Genomic DNA, 20,914 nt, shown 5'->3' on the forward strand with positions numbered 1-20,914 from the left:
ATCATGGACCGCATGGATGCTCTGACGATCGTTCTCCTGCTCGCGGCACTGCTGGTCGGCGCCGTCGCGGGGTGGTTCCTCCACGCCGGGCGCGGGGCAGCCGATCTGGCGCGCGCGCAGGCCGAACTCGCGGCCGCACGCGACGACCGCGACAGGCAGTACGACCTGTATCGCGACGCGGTGGAGCACGCACGACACGAGCAGCGCGCCGAGGCGCAGCGCGTGCAGCAGCAGAACGCGGTGCTCACCGCTCTGGCACCCGTGCGCGAGAGCCTGCAGCAGATGCAGCAGAAGGTCACGGCGATCGAGCAGGAGCGGCATTCGCAGTTCGGCTCGCTCGCCGAGCAGCTCCGGAGGGCCCAGCAGTCCGATGAGGCGCTGCGCGCGACGACCGAGTCGCTGGCCGGCGCGCTGCGCTCCACGGCGAGCCGCGGCGTCTGGGGCGAGACCCAGCTGCGCCGGGTCGTCGAAGCCGCCGGTCTGATCCGCCACGTGGACTTCGATCTGCAGTCGACCATCACCTCCGATCGCGGTCAGGGGCGGCCGGACATGGTCGTGCGGCTCGCCGGGGGCACCTCGATCGCCGTGGATGCGAAGGTCCCGCTCGACGCCTATCTCGAGGCATCGGCGCTTCCGATCGGCGACGCCCACGAACCGCAGCGGCGCGCCCATATGCAGAAGCATGTGAAGGCGGTGCGTGCGCACATCGACGCTCTCGCCAAGAAGGCGTACTGGACGGGACTCGACGCGAGCCCCGAGTTCGTCATCTGCTTCCTGCCGAGCGAGTCGCTGCTGGCCTCCGCCATCGACGAGGATCCGACGCTGCTCGACTACGCGTTCGGCAAGCGCGTCGCACTCGCCTCACCGGTCAACCTGTGGGCGGTGCTCAAGACCGTCGCCTACACCTGGACGCAGCAGGAGGTCTCCACCGAGGCGAGGGCGCTGCTGAACCTCGGCACGCAGCTGTACGACCGGCTCGGCGTGCTCGCGGGGCACGCCGACGATCTCCGACGGGCGCTGGAGCGCACCGTCGACAGCTACAACCGCTTCGCGGGTTCGCTCGAGAGCCGTGTTCTCGTGACGGCACGACAGTTCCCGGGGATCGATCCGTCGGCACTCGACGCCGCTCCCCCGGCGATCACCGCACAGACGCGTCGCTTCACGGCAGACGAGCTGGTAGGACCGAGCGCTGACGAGGCTGGGCACGACGCGGCGCGCCGAGCACGTCACGACGGTGCAGCACCGCTTCGCGCGGATGTGGGAGACGTGCGCTCCCGGTTGCAGAACGGCGACTGATCAGGCGATGCCGGGCACGCCGCTGAGCAGCAGGATCACCAGCCCGCTCGTCACGACGAACGCCCCGATCATCCACCACGCGCTGAGCTCGTGACCTTCGGCACGACGAACCCGGAAGAGGACGTCGGCGCGACGAGCCGGATCCGCGATCGCGGGAGTCGTGGCCGCGGGTGCGATGGGGGTCCCGGTCGCGAGCGGCACACCCGCCTCATCCACGTTGACCCGCAGGATGCGGCCGGTGGCCGTCGTCACGATCTTGGTCGGTGCGGCTGTGGAGCCACTCGTGTGCTGCGTTGTCATCGGTCTGCCCTCCTGTGCCTGCGGTGCCTGGCGGCTCCGTCGACGGCGACAAATCCAGTGACAATTGTGACACGAGTGACCGGAAAAGCACGGCACAGCGCTCCGAGCAGGGGTACCGGGTCGGTAACGATGCCCTCTCCGCCTCAGCGCGACAGGGTCAGAGCCACTTCGAGACGAGGTGCTCCGACGCGATCCGGCGCAGCGTTCCCGATGCGCCGCGCAGCACGACGCTCTCGGTGTAGATGTACCCGCCCTCGCGGCGCACGCCGTCGACGAGCTGACCGTCGGTGACGCCGGTCGCGACGAAGATCGTGTTGTCTCCGCGCACCAGATCGTCGGCCTCGTAGACCCTGTCCATGTCGAGTCCCGCATCGATGCCGCGCTGGCGCTCATCGTCATCGCGCGGCCAGAGACGGCCCTGGATGTGACCGCCGAGAGCCTTGATCGCACACGCGGTCACGATGCCCTCCGGGCTGCCGCCCACGCCCACGCACATGTCGGTGCGAGCACCGTGCCTGGCGGCGTTGATGCCGCCGGCGACGTCGCCGTCGCTCATGAGACGCGTGCCCGCGCCGGCATCCCTGATCTCCTGGATCAGCTTCTCGTGTCGCGGACGATTGAGCACCGACACCACGAGCTCGTCGACCGGCTTGTCGAGCGCGCCGGCGAGCTTGCGGATGTTCTCGCCGATCGGCAGACGGATGTCGACGACGCCGACACCCGCAGGCCCCGTGACCAGCTTGTCCATGTAGAAGACGCTCGACGCATCGAGCATCGAACCCCGGTCGGACACCGCGATCACGGAGAGCGCGTTCTGTCGGCCGGCCGCGGTGAGCGACGTGCCGTCGATCGGGTCGACCGCGATGTCGCACTGCGGACCGGTGCCGGTTCCCACGACCTCGCCGTTGAAGAGCATGGGAGCGTTGTCCTTCTCGCCCTCTCCGATCACGACCCGCCCCTGGAAGGCGACGGTGCCGAGGAAGGCGCGCATCGCGTCGACCGCCGCGCCGTCGGCTGCCTCCTTCGCCCCACGTCCGATGAAGGGCACGGCGCGGATCGCAGCCGCCTCGGTCGCACGCACCAGCTCCATTGCGAGATTTCGGTCGGGACGAAGAGGGCTCAGATCGGCCGTAAGACTCACCATGCGGTCAGCCTAGCCACGAGAGACGAGCCAATCGCCACTTTTCGGTGCTCGATGAACGAAGGAATCGCGATTCTTAACGTGGGGGTATGCGAGCCTCGCTCACGAGCCCGCTCGGACAGCATCCACCCACGCTCCCCGATAGAGTGACTGCTGTCCCGGCTTCACCTATCGCAGGAGTTCTCATGCCCGTCGCCACCCCTGATCAGTACGCCGAAATGCTCGACCGCGCGAAGGCCGGCGGCTTCGCGTATCCCGCATTCAACGTCTCGAGCTCGCAGACGATCAACTCCGTCCTGCAGGGTCTCACCGAAGCCGGCTCCGACGGCATCATCCAGGTCACCACCGGTGGCGCCGACTACTTCGCCGGCCACACCGTCAAGGCCCGCGCGACCGGTGCGCTCGCCTTCGCGCGCTACGCGACCGAGGTCGCCAAGAACTACCCGGTCACGGTCGCGCTGCACACCGACCACTGCCCGAAGGATGCCCTCGCCGGCTTCGTCGAGCCGCTGATCGCCGCCTCGGAGGAAGAGGTCAAGGCCGGTCGCAACCCGATCTTCCAGTCGCACATGTGGGATGGCTCTGCCGTGCCGCTCGCCGAGAACATCGAGATCGCCAAGGATCTCCTCCCCCGCATGAAGAACATCAACGCCATCCTCGAGGTCGAGATCGGCGTCGTCGGCGGCGAGGAGGACGGCGTCGCACACGAGGGCTCGAACGACGCGCTCTACACGACGTTCGCCGACGTCGACCAGGCGGTCCAGGCACTCGGCCTGGGCGAGCAGGGTCGCTACATCGCCGCGCTCACCTTCGGCAACGTGCACGGCGTCTACAAGCCGGGCGGCGTCAAGCTCCGCCCCGAGCTGCTCGGCGAGATCCAGCAGCAGGTCGCCGCGAAGTACAACACCGGCGCGAAGCCCCTCGACCTCGTCTTCCACGGCGGCTCCGGCTCGACCGACGACGAGATCGCCCTCGCGGTCGCGAACGGTGTGATCAAGATGAACATCGACACGGACACGCAGTACGCGTACACCCGCGCGATCGCCGACTACATGTTCAAGAACTACGACGGCGTGCTGAAGGTCGACGGCGAGGTCGGGAACAAGAAGCAGTACGACCCGCGCGCCTGGGGCAAGGTCGCGGAGACCGCCATGGCCGCTCGCGTCGTCGAGTCGACCCGCCAGCTCGGCTCGTACGGCCAGTCGAAGAGCTGACCGGAGCCCGAATGCGAAGGAGCCCCTGACCCGCGGGTCAGGGGCTCCTTCACGTCCGGAGGGTCACTGCGGGACTGCACCGTTCAGGTACGCGACGAAGGCCGGGTCGCTCATCATCGGAATCGCGACGCAGATCGATGCGATCACGATCGTGACGACCGCGCCCGCGACCGGCACCCACCAGGCGAGCTTCCCCCGACGCAGCCTGCGGATGGCGAGATACGCGGTCACCGACCAGCCCACCGCGAGCACGAACGCCGCGATCGTGCCCCAGATGCGACCCTGCGCGTAGTTCGTGAACTCGCCGTCGATGCCGAGGACCGTCATGACCTGATTCATCGCCGTCGCGAAGTCGAGATACGACAGGCCGGTCATGATGACATTGACCAGGCCGTAGGCGAGCAGAGCCACCGTGGCGAAGCGATCGACCGGAACTCTCGGTCGCGCGGCCGGCGCATCGGGCCTCGACTGCGGCGGCGACGGAACGGCACTCGCGGGAGCCACCTCCGGGATCGGCGGCAGGCCTGCCGCCCTGCGCTGCTCCTCAGGTGTCGCGATCTCGCCGTACTGCGGCCGTTGGTCCGTCATTCCAGCATGCTAGTCGGATCGCCAGAGGGCTCCTCCCAGGGAGGCCGCCCGAACATGAGGGCGGCCCCGGAGAAGTGGGGACTCCTCGGGGCCGCGGATGACAGTGCTGGGGACACTCGCCATCCAAGCGGGCGAGGAACGCTGGGGACGTTCTCTCACCGGTAGCGCCGTTTTCACTGACGGCTACCCCTCAACGATAGGAAACCGGGTTCGCGCTCACCAGAGCGCGTTCTTCAGATAGTGAACAGCGGTCAGATATCGAGCTCGGCGCCTGCGCCCCCGCCGCCCAGGGAGTCGGCTCCCAGCTGCAGGGACAGCCGTCGAGCCGCCTGCTGGAGCGTCGCGACGAGCGACTCATCCACGACCGCGCGGTCAGCGGGCAGGGAGATCGCGAGGGATGCCGTGATCCCCGGCGCGATCACGGGCACGGCGACGCAGGAGTTGCCGACCGAGTACTCCTCGCGATCCACCGCGAAGCCCCGTGACTGCTCGAGCTGGGTCAGCAGCGTGCGACGATCGCTGATCGTGCGGGGCGTCAGCTCCTCGAGCCGATGCCGTGAGAGATAGTCCAGCCGCTCGTCGCACGCGAGGTCCGCGAGGATCTGCTTGCCGAGGGCCGTCGCATGGGCACTGGAGTCGAGCCCGACCCACAGCTCGATCCGGGGGCTGCGGACCGCGTCGACGATGTCGACGAGGTGCATCTCTCCGTCGCTGTACCGCGAGAGGTAGGCGGTGGCCCCCACCTGATCCGTGACCTCCCGCAGTGCCGCACGAACCCGGGCGAGGAACACGCCCCGGGAGTCGAGTTCCGTCCTGAAGGTCGGGAAACGCGAGCCGAGGACCAGCCCGTCGGGCTCGTTGGCGAGGTATCCCTCGTGGATCAGCGTGCGGAGGAGGTTGTACGTCGTGCCCGGTGTGAGTCCTGTGAGGGCGGCCAGGCTCTTCGCGGGCAGCGGCCGCGCCGAGTTCGCGACGATGTCGACGAGCCGCAGCGCGCGCTGCACGGATCCGATGAGGGTGGGTTCCGCCTCGGTGGCGGTCACGGTCAGGCGCTTCCGTGAGAAGCACGGCCTCCCAGAGCGCGAGCGTCGCGCTGGCCCGACGAGTCCTGCCGCAGTTCCTTGGGGAGCGAGAACATCAGGTCCTCCTCCGCCGTCTTGACCTCTTCGACGTCCTGGTAGCCGGCACCGGCCAGCGCGTCGAGGACCTCGCGCACGAGCACCTCGGGCACCGACGCACCGCTCGTGACGCCGACGGTCGCGACGCCGTCGAGCCACTCCTGCTTGACCTCTTCCGCGTAGTCGACGCGGTAGGCGGCCTTCGCTCCGTACTCGAGGGCGACCTCGACGAGGCGGACGCTGTTCGAGGAGTTCGACGACCCGACGACGATCACGAGGTCGGCGTTCGCTGCGACCTTCTTGATCGCGACCTGCCGGTTCTGCGTCGCGTAGCAGATGTCGTCGGACGGGGGATTGTGCAGATCCGGGAACCGCGTGCGCAGACGATTGACGGTCTCCATCGTCTCGTCGACCGAGAGCGTGGTCTGCGACAGCCAGACGACCTTGGACGGATCCTTCACCTGCACGGTGTCGGCCTCCGCCGGGGAGTTGACGACCGTGACGTGATCGGGCGCCTCACCGGCGGTGCCCTCGACCTCTTCGTGCCCGTCGTGGCCGATGAGCAGGATCTCGAAGTCATCGCGCGCGAAGCGGACAGCCTCGCGGTGGACCTTGGTGACCAGGGGGCAGGTCGCGTCGATGGCGTGCAGCCCGCGCTCCGACGCCGCATCGACGACGGCAGGCGAGACTCCGTGGGCGCTGAAGACGACGTGAGCCCCCTCGGGGACCTCGTCAACCTCTTCGACGAAGATCGCGCCCTTGTCTTCGAGTTCGGTCACGACGTGGATGTTGTGCACGATCTGCTTGCGCACGTAGACAGGTGCGCCGTAGCGCTCGAGCGCCTTCTCGACGGCGACGACTGCGCGATCGACGCCCGCGCAGTAGCCGCGCGGAGCGGCGAGCAGAACACGCTTGTGTCCGACGACCGGGTTATCCTGAAGCCGCCCGGTCGCCGCGCGCACTCGAGGGACACGCGGGGCAGGGAGATGTACGACAGTCGAGGTCACTCCAGAATTCTACTGCCGACAACCTGAGCAGGAGCGGAAGGTGCACTGAACGGATGACGGTCTTCGAAGCGTCGACACGCCCCGGCGAGACGCCACCGGCCGATGCGGTCGCTCCCCGCGACTCCTCCGCCGACGCTCCGACATCGGTCGCCCGCCTGAACGGGACCATCCGCGACTTCGTCGCGCGGTGGAACACCGTGTGGGTCGAAGGCGAGATCACGTCATGGAACGTCCGCGGCGGCAACATCTTCGCCCGGCTCAAGGACACGCGCTCCGACGCCCAGATCTCGATCCGGATCTGGTCGAGCGTCCGTCCGCGCATCCCGGGAGATCTGGCCGTCGGCGATCACGTGGTCGCCGCGGTCAAGGCCGACTACTTCGTCAAGGCCGGCGATTTCAGCTTCACGGTCTCGGCGATGAAGCACGTCGGACTCGGCGATCAGCTCGAGCGCCTCGAGAAGCTCCGGCTCCAGCTCCGCCAGGAGGGCCTGTTCGACGCCGCGCGAAAGAAGCGGCTGCCGTTCCTGCCCCACGTGATCGGGCTCATCACCGGCGAGAGGTCCGACGCCGAGAAGGACGTCCATCGCAATGCCGAGCTGCGCTGGCCGCAGGTGCGGTTCCGCACCGAATACGCCGCCGTGCAGGGCGACCGCTGCGTGCCGGACACGCTCGCGGCGCTCGCCCGGCTCGACGCCGACCCCGAGGTCGACGTGATCATCATCGCGCGCGGCGGCGGGGATCCGCAGACCCTGCTCGGCTTCAGCGACGAACGTCTCGTGCGGGCCGTCGCAGCTGCGACGACTCCCGTCGTCAGCGCGATCGGGCACGAGAACGATCATCCCCTGCTCGACGACGTCGCCGATCTCCGGGCCTCGACCCCGACCGACGCCGCGAAACGAGTCGTGCCCGACGTCAGCGAGCAGCGCGCTCTCATCGCTCAGCTGCGCTCGCGGGCGACCACGCGGCTGACGCAGCGGCTGTCGCACGACATCGCGCAGCTGGAGCAGCTCCGATCCCGCCCGGCACTGCGCTCCCCTGACCCGATCATCGATTCTCGATCTCAGGAGGTGTGGCTGCTGGTCTCCCGAGGACGCGACTCCCTCGCGCGGCAGCATGAGGCGGCAGGCCGCACCACCGGCGAACTCCGGGCATCGCTTCGCGCGCTCTCGCCCGCGGCCACCCTCGCTCGCGGGTATGCGATCGCGCACCTCGACGGCGGCGTGATCCTCCGCGACGCCGCCGATGCACCGGCCGGCACCGCCCTCACCATCACCGTCGACCGCGGATCGCTCGCGGTGCGCTCCGATGGCGAGATCGCCGAGGGGCCGACCCCCCGCTCCGCGTGAGCACTCCCTGCGCACCGCGTAGGATGGAGGGGTGAGTGCGCTGAACGACACCCCTGTGGACACGCTGTCGTTCGAGGCCGCTCGCGACGAGCTCGTGCAGGTCGTCTCCGAGCTCGAACAGGGCTCCCCGACGCTCGAGCAGTCGCTCGCCCTGTGGGAGCGCGGCGAGGCGCTGGCCGCCCGCTGCGAGGAGTGGCTTCTCGGCGCGAAGCGCCGCCTCGAGGCCGCTCGCGCCTCGGCATCCGACAGCTCCGACGAGGTCGAGTCGTGAACAAGCCCGCACCCATCGTCGCCGAGCTCGGACGCCCCGAGACTCCCGAGGAGACCGCCGCACGGAAGGCCGCGTCGAGCAAGGCCTACCGGTCGAGTCAGACGGTGCGCAGCCTCGTGGCCGCGCTCATCGCCACTCTCGCCATCGTCCTGGTGATCGTCTTCGCGGTCCCTCGCGGCGAGCCGGCGAGCGCCCCCACGGTCGACATGGTCGGCATCGCCGGCGATGTGGAATCCACCATGGACAGCCCGGTGATCGTGCCCGATCTCGGCGACTTCTGGCGCGTGAACGCCGCCGAGCTCACCAGCGGCGCGACCGTGGTGTGGGACGTGACCCTCGCGCCCTCCGCGGAGGACGAGCGTGGATTCATCCGCCTGGCACAGGCCTTCGACGCCGATTCGTCGTGGGCGCCGCAGCGGCTGAACGGCACCGCGCCCACCGACACGACGTCGATCGGCGGCCTCGAGTGGGATGTCTTCGAGCTGGGCGATGCCGGAGCGAAGCAGAACATCACCCACGCGATCGGCACCCAGGCGGGTGACGACTACCTGCTTCTCTACGGTTCGCGCTCGGCCGACTCCACGGCCGAACTCGCCGAGTCCCTCGTCCCCCAGATCCGTGACCTCTCGGAGTAGCCCTCATGACAGATACGCTGACGCCCGCCGCCGCCTGGAAGCAGATGCAGGAGGGCAACCGGCGATTCGTCGCCGACGCCCCCCGGCACCCGAATCAGGACGTCGCGCGCCGTAAGCACCTGGCCGCCGCCCAGCATCCCGTCGCCACGCTCTTCGGCTGTTCGGACTCGCGCCTCGCCGCCGAGATCATCTTCGACCTCGGGCTCGGCGACCTGTTCGTCGTGCGCAACGCCGGTCAGGTGATCGGCGAGTCGATCGTCGCGAGCCTCGAGTACGCCGTGGCCGTCCTCAACGTTCCCCTGATCGTCGTCCTCGCGCACGACTCGTGCGGCGCCGTGCGCGCCGCCATCGACGGAACCGCGATCGACGCCGCTCCGCTGCCCCCGCACATCTGGAAGCTGATCGCCCCGATCGTCCCCGCCGCCCGCAAGGTCCTCGTCGAGAGCGGCGGATCGACGGTCGCCGAGATCGACGCCGACCTGGTCGGCCAGGAGCACCTGCGCAACACCGTGAGCGACCTGCTGCAGTCGTCCGAAGTGATCTCCCAGGCGGTCGCCGACGGGCGTCTGGGCATCGTGGGCGCCAATTACCGTCTGGCCGAAGGCACCGCAGTGCCCGTCATCACGGTCGGAATCGACACAGACGGCATCGACACCGAGGGGCACGACCCCGCAACCAAGGAGGGTTCGGAATGACCGACACACACCAGCACGGCGGCGACGAGTCGCAGTACCGCATCGAGCACGACACCATGGGTGAGGTGCGCGTCCCCGTGAACGCGCTCTACGGTGCGCAGACGCAGCGGGCGGTCGAGAACTTCCCGATCTCGGGCAAGGGACTCGAGTCCACCCAGATCGCCGCCCTCGCGCGCATCAAGAAGGCCGCAGCTCTCGCGAACAAGGACCTCGGCACGCTCGACGGTGCCATCGCCGATGCGATCGCGCAGGCCGCGGACCAGGTCGCCTCCGGCGCCCACGACGCCGAGTTCCCGGTCGACACGTACCAGACCGGCTCGGGCACGTCGTCGAACATGAACATGAACGAGGTCCTCGCGACCCTCGCCACCCGCATCCTCGGTGCGAACGTGCACCCGAACGACCACGTGAACGCCTCGCAGTCATCGAACGACGTGTTCCCGACCTCGGTGCACATCGCGGTGACCCAGGCTCTCATCGACACGCTGATCCCTGCGCTCGACCACCTCGCGGTGGCGTTCGAGGCGAAGGCGGAGCTGTGGAAGGACGCCGTGAAGTCGGGTCGCACCCACCTCATGGACGCGACGCCGGTCACGCTGGGCCAGGAGTTCGGCGGATACGCCCGTCAGATGCGCCTCGGCATCGAGCGCGTGCAGTCCGCGCTGCCCCGCGTCGCCGAGGTCCCGCTGGGCGGCACCGCCACCGGAACCGGCATCAACACGCCCCTCGGGTTCCCGCAGAAGGTCATCGAGCTGCTCGCCGCCGAGACCGAACTCCCCATCACCGAGGCGAAGGACCACTTCGAGGCCCAGGCCAACCGCGACGGCCTCGTCGAGGCATCCGGCGCCCTGCGCACGATCGCGGTCTCGCTGACCAAGATCAACAACGACCTGCGGTGGATGGGCTCGGGCCCGAACACGGGTCTCGGCGAGCTGCACATCCCCGACCTGCAGCCCGGTTCGTCGATCATGCCCGGCAAGGTCAACCCGGTCGTCCCCGAAGCCGTGCTGATGGTGTGCGCGCGTGTCATCGGCAACGATGCGACCGTCGCGTGGGCCGGAGCGTCCGGATCGTTCGAGCTCAACGTCGCCATCCCCGTCATGGGCACCGCGGTGCTCGAGTCGATCCGTCTGCTGGCGAACGCGTCGCGCGTGCTCGCCGACAAGACCGTCGACGGCCTGCAGGCGAACCTCGACCGGGCAGCCGCGTTCGCAGGCATGAGCCCGTCGATCGTCACGCCGCTGAACAAGCTCATCGGCTACGAGGCCGCGGCGAAGATCGCCAAGCACTCGGTCGCCAAGGGCATCACCGTGCGTGACGCGGTGATCGACCTCGGCTACGTCGAGCGCGGAGACCTCACCCTCGAGCAGCTCGACGAGAAGCTCGACCTGCTCTCGATGACCCACCCGGGTTGATCGTCCGGCGCTGAGAGCGCCCCGATCCGCAGGCTCCGGCCCGCAGATCGGGGCGTTCTTCCTTTTCTGCCCTGATGCCGGAAGCTCGCGCGGCACCCGAAGCGCGTGTGACCGCGGACCGATCGGGACGGATTCGACCGAGTCGTCAGCAGCAGCGGGCACCCGGATCGGCGTCCTGGGCCGCATAGTGCCGCCGCCAGAACTCCCTCTCGCCGAGCGGCTCGCGCCCGGGGTGCCGTGCTCGCTCATGGGCGACGTACTCGGCATACCGTGACTGCCCCGTCACGCCGTTCACGTACCAGGCGACAGCCCGCCAGACCCGGCGCGCGGCATCCCTGCCGACGACGGCCATCAGTGCCCCCTCGTCGGTCGAGCGGACTCGGGCAGTGCGGCCCACTGCTTCTCGACGGCGCGCTCCTCGGCCGTCGCGAGGAGTCCGGCGGGGGCGAATCGATGAGACGGCACCTCGGGATCCTCGTGATCGACCACGGGCCCGGGACGCAGTGCCCCGATGACCTTCACGAGCGAGATCGCGATCACGATCACCGACAGCACGAGGAACGTGACCGAGAGGATGCCCTGGATCATCGTGTTGCGGACCACGGCCTCCATCGCCGCGACGCTGGTCGCCGTGCCGAAGGACGTCTCCCCCGCCGCGAGAGCGTCGCGGAACGCGACATGGTTCGCGAAGTAGCCCACCTGCGGCACGGTCGAGAAGATCTTCTGCAGGGACGCGGTGACCGTCACGACGGTCACGAAGGCGAGCGGGACGGCGACCACCCACAGCACCCGGAACGTACGCCTGCGGGCGACGATCGTGAGCACCACGGCGAGCGCGATGGCGGCGAGCAGCTGGTTCGCGATGCCGAAGAGCGGGAACAGGGTGTTGATGCCCCCGAGCGGATCCGTGACTCCCATGATGAGGACCGCTCCCCATCCGGCGACCATCACGGCCGTGCAGATCCACGCTCCCACCCGCCACGACGTGTCCTTGAAGCGCGGGATGACGTTGCCGACGGAGTCCTGCAGCATGAAACGCGCGACGCGGGTGCCGGCATCCACGGCGGTCAGGATGAACAGCGCCTCGAACATGATCGCGAAGTGATACCAGAACGCCATCATCCCGGTGCCGCCGATCCACTGCTGCATGATGTGCGCGAGACCGAGGGCGAGGGTCGGGGCGCCTCCGGTGCGCGAGACGATCGATTCCTCCCCCACTGCCTCTGCGGTGCTCGTGAGCATCTCCGGCGTCAGGTTCACCCCCGTCAGACCGAGGCTGTTCACGAACTGCACCGCGCCCTCGACCGTGCCGAGTGTCGCTGCCGGCGAGGAGTTCATCGCGAAATAGAGTCCGCGATCGATCGAGATCGCGGCCACCAGCGCCATGATCGCGACGAACGACTCCATCAGCATCCCGCCGTACCCGATGAACCGGGTCTGCTTCTCCTTCTCGATCATCTTCGGCGTCGTTCCCGACGCGATGAGGGCGTGAAAGCCGCTCAGCGCCCCGCACGCGATCGTCACGAAGAGGAAGGGGAACAGAGCGCCCGACCACACAGGCCCCGTCTCCCCCGCGGCGAACTCGCTGAACGCCGGGACGGTGATCTCGGGCCGCACGAACAGGATCGCGACGGCGAGCGCCACGATCACGCCGATCTTCATGAACGTCGAGAGATAGTCGCGGGGAGCCAGGAGCATCCACACGGGAAGCACCGCGGCGATGAAGCCGTAGACGATGATGCCCCACGCGATCGTCGTCCGGTCGAGAGTGAAGATCGCCTGGCCCCAGTCGGTCTCGGCGACCATGCCGCCGCCGATGATCGCGGCCAGGAGGAGGACGAAGCCGATGAGCGAGACCTCGGTGATCTTGCCGGGGCGGATCCAGCGCAGGTACGCGCCCATGAAGAGGGCGATCGGAATGGTCATCGCCACCGAGAAGACTCCCCAAGGGCTCTCACCCAGTGCATTCACGACCACCAGGGCGAGGATCGCCGTGATGATGATCATGATGAGGAGTGTGGCGATGATCGCCGCGGTGCCTCCGAACCGTCCGAGCTCGTCGCGGGCCATCTGTCCGAGGGACCGTCCGCCCCGGCGCATGGAGAAGAACATCACCAGGTAGTCCTGCACCGCGCCGGCGAGCACCACGCCGACGATGATCCAGATCGTGCCGGGGAGGTACCCCATCTGCGCCGCGAGCACGGGTCCCACGAGTGGTCCGGCACCGGCGATGGCGGCGAAGTGGTGACCGAACAGCACGCGCCGGTCGGTGGCGACGTAGTCCTTGCCATCGGCTTTGTACTCGGCAGGCGTCGCCCGCCGGTCATTCGGCTTGACGAGGTTCCGTTCGATGAACTTCGAGTAGAAGCGATAGAAGACGAGGTAGGTGCACACCGCGGCGAACACGAACCAGATGGCGTTCACGGTCTCGCCGCGGACGATCGCGAGCATCGTCCACGCGACGCCCCCGAGAACCGCGATCGCCACCCAGAGCACGATCTTCAGCGGCGTCCACCGCGGTTCCTCGTCCACCGCCACGGGCGGCAGCCGGTCGTCTTCCACGGTCTTCGTCGCATCGGTCATCGCGCATCACTCCATCGTCTGCGGTTGATGCCCCGAGCCTAATCCCGGGGTCGTCGAGACGGAACGCGGATCGCCGATGCGCGTCCGGGCATGCGGACAGACAGACGAGAGCGGGCAGACGAGAGCGGATGCCGCGAAGACACGGCATCCGCTCTCGGGGATCTCAGCTGAGCTCGCCGCCCTCGAGCAGCTCGGTGACCAGCGCCGCGATCGCGGAGCGCTCGGAGCGCATGAGGGTGACGTGCGCGAACAGATCGTGCCCCTTGAGGGTCTCGATCACGCTGGCGATGCCGTCATGGCGGCCGACGCGCAGGTTGTCCCGCTGTCCGACGTCATGCGTGAGGATGACCCGGGAGTTCTGCCCCATGCGGCTGAGCACCGTGAGGAGGACGTTGCGCTCGAGCGACTGCGCCTCGTCGACGATCACGAACGCGTCGTGCAGCGAGCGACCGCGGATGTGTGTGAGCGGAAGCACCTCGAGGATGCCCCGTTCGACGACCTCCTCCATGACGTTGCCCGAGACGACAGACCCGAGCGTGTCGAAGACCGCCTGACCCCACGGCCCCATCTTCTCGCCCTGATCGCCGGGGAGATATCCGAGTTCCTGACCGCCGACGGCGAACAGCGGGCGGAAGACGATGATCTTCTTCTGCTGCTGACGCTCGAGCACCGCCTCGAGTCCTGCGCAGAGGGCCAGCGCCGACTTGCCGGTTCCCGCCCGTCCGCCGAGCGAGACGATGCCGACATCGGGGTCGGTCAGCAGATCGATGGCGATCCGCTGCTCGGCCGAGCGTCCGTGCATGCCGAAGATGTCGCGGTCTCCGCGCACGAGACGGTACTCGCCGTCTCCGCTCACCCGGCCGAGCGCCGACCCCCGCTCCGAGTGGATGATCAGACCGGTGTTGACGGGAAGGCCTCGTGCGTCATCGCTGATGCCGACCTCGCTCTCGTACAGGTCGCTGATCTCGTCGCCCGAGAGGTTCAGCGTCGTGATGCCGGTCCACCCGGAGTCGACCGCCTGCTCCGCGAGGTACTCCTCGGCCCTCAGCCCGAGCGACGCCGCCTTCACGCGCATCGGGAGGTCCTTCGAGACGATGGTCACGTCCTGGCCGTCCTGCGCGAGATGCATCGCCACCGACAGGATGCGGGTGTCGTTGTCGCTGAGTCGGATGCCGGCCGGGAGCACCGAGGCGTCGGTGTTCGCGAGCTCGACGCGGAGGGTTCCTCCCTCGCCGACCTCGACAGGGAAGTCCAGCCGACCGTGCTCGATGCGCAGGTCGTCGAGGTGCCGCAGCGCCTGCCGCGCGAAGTAGCCGATCTCAGGGTCGTGGCGCTTGCCTTCGAGCTCGGTGATGACCACCACCGGCAGCACGACGGAATGCTCGGCGAACCGGAAGAACGCCTGCGGATCGCTCAGCAGGACCGACGTGTCGAGCACATAGGTCCGCAGATCCTGATCGGGATCCGCGGAAGCCGCTCGCGTCGTCGTCGTCTTACGGGTGGACTGCTGCGCGGTGCTGGTCTGCTGCGCTGTACGTGAGGTCACGACCCACTCCCGACCCGGGGAATCCCGGTTGTTCGAACGAGTCGACCAGGGGGGTCACGAGTCGCGAACCTGAGGCCGACCCGACGGGCGCCTTGCCCGATGCCTCGAAGCTACGACCAGGCGCCGACATTTCTGCGGCTCGACACGCCAGCGTTTCGTTACGAGTTCGTGAACGGGGCGTTGCCGTCGGCGTCGAGCGCCTGCGAGAGGATCTCGAGAGCCACCGCGAGCCGCGCCGGGCGCGAGGGCGAAGACGCCGGATCGATGCTCGGGCTCAGCGTCCGTAGCGACGATCCCGATCGGCGTAGTCGCGGATGGCGCGCAGGAAGTCGACCTGACGCAGATCGGGTCCGAGCGCCTCGACGAAGTAGAACTCGCTGTGCGCACTCTGCCAGAGCAGGAAGTCGCTCAGCCGCTGCTCGCCGCTGGTGCGGATCACGAGGTCGGGATCGGGCTGTCCGCCCGTGTAGAGGTGCTCGCCGATCATGTCCGGCGTCAGGTGCGCGGCGAGATCTTCGATCGTGCCACCGGACGCCTGATGCGCGGTGACGATGCTGCGCACGGCGTCGACGATCTCGTTGCGCCCGCCGTATCCCACGGCGAGGTTCACGTGCAGTCCGGTGTGATCGCGCGTGCGCTCCTGCGCATCGGCCAGCACGCGCGCCAGCTCGGGCGGCAGGATGTCGGCGCGGCCGACGTGCTTCACACGCCAGTTCCCCTCGCGCGACAGCGCCTCGGCGAGTTCCGCGATGATCTCGATGAGGTCGGCGAGCTCTGACGAGTCGCGCTTTCGCAGGTTGTCGCTCGACAGCAGATACAGGGACACGACGCGGATCCCGAGTTCGTCGCACCATCCGAGGAACTCGCGCATCTTCGCAGCACCCGCGCGGTGTCCCTCGGCGGGCGTCGAGTACCCGAGCTGCCGTGCCCAGCGGCGATTGCCGTCGATCATCATGGCGACGTGATGGGGGACGGAGGAGGGATCGAGGTGGCGGCGAAGCCTGCTGGTGTAAAGCCGGTACAGCGGCCCTCGCCCCTGGCCCTCGCGTGTCATCACCTCCCTACGCTATCGTGCCGCGCCCCGGAAGGCAGGGGAAGGATGCTCAGGATATGTACGCCTGGTGGAATGGCGCGCCGCCTAGAGTGGGCACGTGAGCGCACCCGAGTCCTCCGCACAAGATCTGCCCCAGCTGCCGCTTCTGGACGAGGCGGCGCACGACGCGCAGGTCGACATCAGGCCCACCTGGCGGGGCTGGATCCATGCCGGCACGTTCCCCGTCGCGATCGTCGCGGGCGTCGTGCTCATCGCGTTCGCTCAGGGCGGCGCCGCCAAGTGGGCTGCCGCCGTGTTCATGGCGACCTCGCTGCTCCTCTTCGGCAACTCGGCGCTGTACCACCGCTTCGACTGGAGCCCGAAGGTCAAGGTCGTCCTGAAGCGCATCGACCACGCCAACATCCTGCTGCTGATCGCCGGCACGTATACGCCGCTCGCCGTGCTGGCGCTGCCCCCGGGGAAGGGCTCTCTGCTTCTCGTCCTGGTCTGGAGCGGTGCCCTGCTCGGGATCCTGTTCCGGGTGTTCTGGATCAACGCCCCCCGGTGGCTCTACGTCGCGCTCTACCTGCTGCTCGGGTGGGCGGCGGTCATGTACATGGCCGACCTTCTCGCGGCGAACGTCGCCATGATGATCCTCGTCATCGTCGGCGGCCTGCTCTACACGGGCGGCGCCATCGTCTACGCGGTCAAGAAGCCGAACCCGTGGCCGGGCCACTTCGGCTTCCACGAGATCTTCCACGTCTGCACGGTGCTCGCGTTCCTGTGCCACTGGACCGCGTGCCTGCTCATCGCGCTCGAGCCGCTGAGCCCCTCGCTCGGGGCCTGATCGCGAGTCGGGCGACCGAAGAAGGCGTCAGCGCTTCTCCGGGTCGTCGTCGCCCTCGCGGACGACGGGCAGATCGGCATCGGTCTCGGTGGCCTCGTCGGCTGCACGAGCCGCCTCTTCGGCGTCGAGCTCCTCCCGGACCTCCTCGCGGTAGCGGACACGGCGGATGCGTCGGTTCATGTCGAGGATCAGCAGGATCACCGCGATCAGGATGAACACGACGACGGCGAACCCCACGAAGCCGGGGGTGACCAGCTCCGGAGCCACCGTCATCGAGGGCGTCGGCATCGGGGTCTCGGTCAGAGCGAGCATGGAATCTGCCTTTCACGCACAGGTCGCATAACCTGTAATGACCAGCCTAACGACCGGAAGACCCCCCTTGTGACGACCGCACAGCAGCTCGACGAACGTTATGGCCGTACCCGGCGACGGAGATGGCCGTGGATCGCGGGCATCCTGGCCGCCGCGGCACTGGTCGGCGTGCTCGGCTGGAGCGTGGTCTCCACGCAGATGAACTCGGTCGACGCCGACGACCTCGGGTTCGATCTGATCGACGAGCACAGCGTCGAGGTGCGCTTCCAGGTGACCGGTGTGCAGGGAAAGGACGTGGGCTGCGTCGTCGAGGCTCTCGACGAGGAGTTCGGTGTCGTGGGCTGGAAGGTCATCGAGATCCCCGCCGGAGACAGCCACTCGCAGACCTATTCGGCGACCGTGCCGACCGTCGGCGAGGCCACGACAGGTTTGGTGAAGGCCTGCTGGGTCGCTTAGACTCTACGCAGACAGACGACGCCCTGGCACCGTGCCGGGGCGTCTTGGCATATCCCCCGCGGACCGTCGGCGGGTACCTAACGAAGGAGCTTCGTCATGTCTACTGACGCTCAGGTTCCCTTCCTCACGCAGGAAGCCTACGACCGGCTCGTCGCCGAGCTGGAACACCTCTCGACCACGGGGCGCGACGAGATCGCCAAGCGCATCGAGGCGGCCCGCGAGGAGGGCGACCTCAAGGAGAACGGCGGATACCACGCCGCGAAGGACGAGCAGGGCAAGCAGGAGGCCCGCATCCGCACCCTCGAGGGACTGCTCAAGACCGCCAAGGTCGGCGAGGCGCCGGCCAGCCGGGGAATCGTCGAGCCCGGCACCGTCGTGACCGCGCTCGTCGCCGGCGGTGAAGAGGTCTTCCTGCTGGGCAGCCGCGAGATCGCCGCAGGCGGAAGCGACCTCGACGTGTACAGCGAGGCCAGCCCCCTCGGGCAGGCGATCCTCGGGCTCAAGGTCGGCGAGAAGTCGTCCTACGAAGCGCCGAACGGGCGCTCGATCTCGGTCGAGATCGTGAACGTCGAGACCTACACGGGCTGATCCCCGCGAGGAAATCGACAGGGGCCCCGTCCGTTCGGACGGGGCCCCTTCTCGTTCCGCGCTCTTCGAGCCGGGTCAGTCCGGGACGATCATCGGCTCGAAGCCCGCGCGGCGGAGCGTGTCGAGCGTGTGCTCGGAATGCTCGGCGCCGCGGGTCTCGACGCTGAGCTCGAGGATCACCTCGCTGATCTGCAGACCGTGCCCGTGCCTCGTGTGCATGGCCTCGATCACGTTGGCGCCCGCCTCGGCGATGAGCTCCGACACCCGTGCGAGCTGACCGGGACGGTCGGGCAGCGGGATGCGGATCGTGAGGTACCGGCCGGACGCCGCCAGCCCGTGCGAGACGACGCGCTGCAGCAGGAGCGGGTCGATGTTCCCGCCGGACAGCACGGCCATGGTCGTTCCCGTCGCCGCCACCTTGCCGGCGAGGATAGCCGCGACCCCCGCGGCTCCTGCGGGTTCGACGACGACCTTGGCCTGCTCGAGCAGGATCAGGATGGCACGCGCGAGGTCGTCGTCCGAGACGGTGACGACCTCGTCGACCAGATCCTTGATGATGTCGAACGGGATCGCTCCGGGGCGCGCCACGAGGATGCCGTCGGCGATAGTCGGCCTGGTCTCGATGTCCACCGGGTGTCCGGCGTCGAGCGAGGGCGGCACCGCTGCGGCGTTCTCGGCCTGCACCCCGATGATGCGCACGGTGCGCCCGAGCTGTGCGGCTCTCGCCTTGACCGCCGCGGCGACCCCGGCGATGAGGCCTCCGCCGCCGATCCCGAGCACGATCGTGTCGACCTCGGGCGCGTCATCGAGCAGTTCGAGCCCGAGTGTGCCCTGACCGACGACGACGTCGCGGTGATCGAACGGGTGGATGAGCATGGCCCCGGTGCGCTCAGAGAACTCCGAGGCGAGCCGGAGAGACGTCGCCACGGTCTCGCCCTCGAGCACGACCTCTGCGCCGTAGCCTCGCGTGGCGAGCAGCTTCGGCACCGGCACCCCGATGGGCATGAAGATCGTGGCGGGGATGCCGAGGGCCTGGGCCGCCAGCGCGACGCCCTGGGCGTGGTTGCCCGCCGAGGCCGCGACGACGCCTCGGGAGCGCTCCTCCGCGCTCAGCCGGGAGAGGCGATAGGCTGCACCGCGGATCTTGAACGAGCCCGTGCGCTGCAGGTTCTCCATCTTGAGCAGCACCGGTGCGCCGAGGATGTCGGACAGGGCGCGCGACGGCAGAGTCGGAGTGTGCGTGATCACCTCAGCCAGACTCTGAGCAGCGCTCTCGAACTCGGTCAGGCTGGGGACTGCGCTCATCGATTCCTCCGTCTACGTTCGCGCGGAACTGTGCTCCAGATCAGGTCTGCGTCTGGTTGGTCGCCGGTGCGCCAGGAGCCGGTGCTGACGGTCACTGCGGCGACGTTGACGAACGCCGCGAGCGGCACCGCGAACAGGGCTCCCGGGATTCCTCCCACCATCGATCCCCCGGCGACGACCAGCACGACCGCGAGAGGATGCACCTTGACGGCGGATCCCATCAGGATCGGCTGCAGGATGTGCCCCTCGAGCTGCTGGACGCCGAGGACGACGGCGAGCATCGCGAGCGCGATCCAGGGGCCGTTGTAGACGAGGGCGAGCAGCACGGCGATGGCGCCGGTCACGACGGCACCCACGATCGGGATGAACGAGCCGAGGAAGACGAGCACCGCGACCGGGATCGCCAGCGGCACACCGAGCAGAGCCGCACCGATCCCGATGCCGACCGCGTCGATCGCCGCCACGAGCATCTGGGTCCGTGCGTAGTTGACGATCGTGGCGAAGCCGTTGCTCGCCGCCGCGTCAGCGGCGGGGCGCGCAGCCCGCGGGAAGAGACGCAGCGTCCATCTCCAGATGCCTCGCCCGTCCGCCAGCAGGCAGATGAGGATGAACAGCGACAGCACCGCGCCCGTCACGACGTGCGCAGCGGTGGTGCCGACAGCGAGGGCGCCGTTGAGAAGAGCCTGCGTCTGCTCGTTGATGATCTGCAGACCCTGGTCGATGTAGCCCTGGATCTGGGTCTCGCTGAGGTGCAGGGGTCCGGTGAGGAGGAACTGACGGAACTCCTCGATCGCCTTCGCGCTGCGCTCCTGCACGTCGGGCAGTTGTGCGCGCACCTGCCAGATCACGAGCCAGAGCAGCAGTGAGACGATCGCCAGGGTCCCGATGATCGAGAGGGCGACGGCCAGCCATCGTGGGAAGCGGTGCCGCAGCATCCACTGCATCGCGGGCCACAGCAGCGCGGTGATGAGGATGCCGACCATGAGCGGGATGACGAGGAGCTTGAGCTCGATCACGAGCCAGATGATCCCCGCGACCGCGGCGGCGATGAGAAGGAGCCGCCAGGCGTAGGCCGCCGTGATGCGCAGCCCGACGGGGACCGCCTCGTCGGTCTGGGCGGCCGCGGGGCGATCCGGGGCAGCCGCGCGCGGACGGAAGAGATCTCTCAGCCGGGGACGCTGCTCTTCGCTCATCGCCCAAGTCTACGGCGCGGCCACC

The 20,914-nt window shown here is 68.6% G+C and carries 22 protein-coding genes; 10 read left to right on the top strand and 12 right to left on the bottom strand.

Translation table 11 applies throughout. The annotated features are described in order from the left end of the window. Positions 1 to 12 precede the first annotated feature (12 nt). Positions 13 to 1,296: a DNA recombination protein RmuC gene (locus HWD99_RS16760; protein ID WP_241797324.1), complete on the top strand. Its 1,284-nt coding sequence runs from the start codon at positions 13 to 15 to the stop codon at positions 1,294 to 1,296. On the opposite strand, the gene HWD99_RS16765 is transcribed toward HWD99_RS16760, so the two are convergent. Both HWD99_RS16765 and glpX read right to left on the bottom strand, forming a co-directional pair. Continuing rightward, positions 1,297 to 1,596 carry a hypothetical protein gene (locus HWD99_RS16765; RefSeq protein WP_241797325.1) on the bottom strand — a complete coding sequence of 100 codons (300 nt, stop codon included), beginning with the start codon at positions 1,594 to 1,596 and terminating at the stop codon, positions 1,297 to 1,299. A gap of 157 nt (positions 1,597 to 1,753) precedes the next feature. Beyond that, positions 1,754 to 2,740: a class II fructose-bisphosphatase gene (gene glpX / locus HWD99_RS16770; protein WP_241797326.1), complete on the bottom strand. Its 987-nt coding sequence runs from the start codon at positions 2,738 to 2,740 to the stop codon at positions 1,754 to 1,756. 182 nt (positions 2,741 to 2,922) lie between these two features. On the opposite strand from glpX, the gene fbaA reads away from it, so the two are divergent. Then, on the top strand, positions 2,923 to 3,951 hold the full coding sequence (gene fbaA / locus HWD99_RS16775) for a class II fructose-bisphosphate aldolase (protein WP_241797327.1): 1,029 nt from the start codon (positions 2,923 to 2,925) through the stop codon (positions 3,949 to 3,951). 63 nt (positions 3,952 to 4,014) lie between these two features. Here the strand turns inward: fbaA and HWD99_RS16780 are convergent, their stop codons facing one another. The 3 genes from HWD99_RS16780 to HWD99_RS16790 form a co-directional block, all read right to left on the bottom strand. Continuing rightward, positions 4,015 to 4,539 (bottom strand): DUF6264 family protein, encoded by a 525-nt coding sequence (locus HWD99_RS16780; protein ID WP_241797328.1) that lies wholly within the window; start codon positions 4,537 to 4,539, stop codon positions 4,015 to 4,017. Between the two features lie 251 nt (positions 4,540 to 4,790). Continuing rightward, positions 4,791 to 5,582, bottom strand: coding sequence for an IclR family transcriptional regulator (locus tag HWD99_RS16785; RefSeq protein ID WP_241797329.1), 792 nt, complete (start codon positions 5,580 to 5,582; stop codon positions 4,791 to 4,793). Positions 5,583 to 5,584: 2 nt separating this feature from the next. Next, a complete protein-coding gene (locus HWD99_RS16790; RefSeq protein ID WP_241797330.1) occupies positions 5,585 to 6,664 on the bottom strand; it encodes a 4-hydroxy-3-methylbut-2-enyl diphosphate reductase in 1,080 nt (359 codons plus the stop codon). 53 nt (positions 6,665 to 6,717) lie between these two features. On the opposite strand from HWD99_RS16790, the gene xseA reads away from it, so the two are divergent. From xseA to HWD99_RS16815, 5 genes are read left to right on the top strand one after another with little or no spacing between them, the layout of a single operon-like run. Continuing rightward, the gene (xseA, locus tag HWD99_RS16795; protein WP_241797331.1) at positions 6,718 to 8,010 is read left to right on the top strand and encodes an exodeoxyribonuclease VII large subunit; all 1,293 of its coding nucleotides are present in this window, start codon (positions 6,718 to 6,720) and stop codon (positions 8,008 to 8,010) included. Between the two features lie 31 nt (positions 8,011 to 8,041). Next, complete coding sequence (locus HWD99_RS16800; RefSeq protein WP_241797332.1) at positions 8,042 to 8,281, top strand: exodeoxyribonuclease VII small subunit; 240 nt, start codon at positions 8,042 to 8,044, stop codon at positions 8,279 to 8,281. Further along, positions 8,278 to 8,916, top strand: a complete 639-nt coding sequence (locus HWD99_RS16805; protein ID WP_241797333.1) for a DUF4245 family protein — start codon at positions 8,278 to 8,280, stop codon at positions 8,914 to 8,916. The genes HWD99_RS16800 and HWD99_RS16805 overlap by 4 nt, the downstream gene beginning before the upstream one ends. 5 nt (positions 8,917 to 8,921) lie before the next feature. Then, positions 8,922 to 9,611 carry a carbonic anhydrase gene (locus HWD99_RS16810; protein WP_241797334.1) on the top strand — a complete coding sequence of 230 codons (690 nt, stop codon included), beginning with the start codon at positions 8,922 to 8,924 and terminating at the stop codon, positions 9,609 to 9,611. Continuing rightward, entirely contained in the window at positions 9,608 to 11,026 is a 1,419-nt protein-coding gene (locus HWD99_RS16815) for an aspartate ammonia-lyase (RefSeq protein WP_241797335.1), read from the top strand. Before HWD99_RS16810 ends, HWD99_RS16815 begins: the two co-directional genes overlap by 4 nt. A 145-nt stretch (positions 11,027 to 11,171) precedes the next feature. Here the strand turns inward: HWD99_RS16815 and HWD99_RS16820 are convergent, their stop codons facing one another. The 4 genes from HWD99_RS16820 to HWD99_RS16835 all read right to left on the bottom strand — a co-directional run bounded on the left by HWD99_RS16820 (position 11,172) and on the right by HWD99_RS16835 (position 16,209). Beyond that, positions 11,172 to 11,378 (bottom strand): YbdD/YjiX family protein, encoded by a 207-nt coding sequence (locus tag HWD99_RS16820; RefSeq protein ID WP_241797336.1) that lies wholly within the window; start codon positions 11,376 to 11,378, stop codon positions 11,172 to 11,174. Next, entirely contained in the window at positions 11,378 to 13,609 is a 2,232-nt protein-coding gene (locus tag HWD99_RS16825) for a carbon starvation CstA family protein (RefSeq protein ID WP_241797337.1), read from the bottom strand. The genes HWD99_RS16820 and HWD99_RS16825 overlap by 1 nt, the downstream gene beginning before the upstream one ends. A 163-nt stretch (positions 13,610 to 13,772) precedes the next feature. Further along, the gene (locus tag HWD99_RS16830) at positions 13,773 to 15,155 is read right to left on the bottom strand and encodes a PhoH family protein (RefSeq protein WP_241797338.1); all 1,383 of its coding nucleotides are present in this window, start codon (positions 15,153 to 15,155) and stop codon (positions 13,773 to 13,775) included. Positions 15,156 to 15,429: 274 nt separating this feature from the next. Then, complete coding sequence (locus HWD99_RS16835; protein WP_241797408.1) at positions 15,430 to 16,209, bottom strand: isoprenyl transferase; 780 nt, start codon at positions 16,207 to 16,209, stop codon at positions 15,430 to 15,432. Between the two features lie 97 nt (positions 16,210 to 16,306). On the opposite strand from HWD99_RS16835, the gene HWD99_RS16840 reads away from it, so the two are divergent. Next, positions 16,307 to 17,035, top strand: a complete 729-nt coding sequence (locus tag HWD99_RS16840) for a hemolysin III family protein (RefSeq protein WP_241797339.1) — start codon at positions 16,307 to 16,309, stop codon at positions 17,033 to 17,035. Positions 17,036 to 17,062: 27 nt separating this feature from the next. On the opposite strand, the gene HWD99_RS16845 is transcribed toward HWD99_RS16840, so the two are convergent. Then, positions 17,063 to 17,347 carry a hypothetical protein gene (locus HWD99_RS16845; RefSeq protein WP_241797340.1) on the bottom strand — a complete coding sequence of 95 codons (285 nt, stop codon included), beginning with the start codon at positions 17,345 to 17,347 and terminating at the stop codon, positions 17,063 to 17,065. 69 nt (positions 17,348 to 17,416) lie between these two features. Between HWD99_RS16845 and HWD99_RS16850 the strand changes: the two genes are divergently transcribed. Together HWD99_RS16850 and greA are read left to right on the top strand one after the other, a co-directional pair. Continuing rightward, positions 17,417 to 17,803: a DUF4307 domain-containing protein gene (locus HWD99_RS16850; RefSeq protein WP_241797341.1), complete on the top strand. Its 387-nt coding sequence runs from the start codon at positions 17,417 to 17,419 to the stop codon at positions 17,801 to 17,803. Between the two features lie 96 nt (positions 17,804 to 17,899). Further along, positions 17,900 to 18,391: a transcription elongation factor GreA gene (gene greA / locus HWD99_RS16855; protein ID WP_194764803.1), complete on the top strand. Its 492-nt coding sequence runs from the start codon at positions 17,900 to 17,902 to the stop codon at positions 18,389 to 18,391. Positions 18,392 to 18,466: 75 nt separating this feature from the next. Here greA and ilvA read toward each other — a convergent pair whose 3' ends face one another. Both ilvA and HWD99_RS16865 read right to left on the bottom strand, forming a co-directional pair. After that, on the bottom strand, positions 18,467 to 19,696 hold the full coding sequence (ilvA, locus tag HWD99_RS16860; protein WP_241797342.1) for a threonine ammonia-lyase: 1,230 nt from the start codon (positions 19,694 to 19,696) through the stop codon (positions 18,467 to 18,469). Beyond that, a complete protein-coding gene (locus HWD99_RS16865; protein WP_241797343.1) occupies positions 19,693 to 20,889 on the bottom strand; it encodes an AI-2E family transporter in 1,197 nt (398 codons plus the stop codon). Before HWD99_RS16865 ends, ilvA begins: the two co-directional genes overlap by 4 nt. Positions 20,890 to 20,914 lie beyond the last annotated feature (25 nt).

The sequence above is a fragment of the Microbacterium sp. C5A9 genome (assembly GCF_022627955.1).
GTDB lineage: Bacteria > Actinomycetota > Actinomycetes > Actinomycetales > Microbacteriaceae > Microbacterium.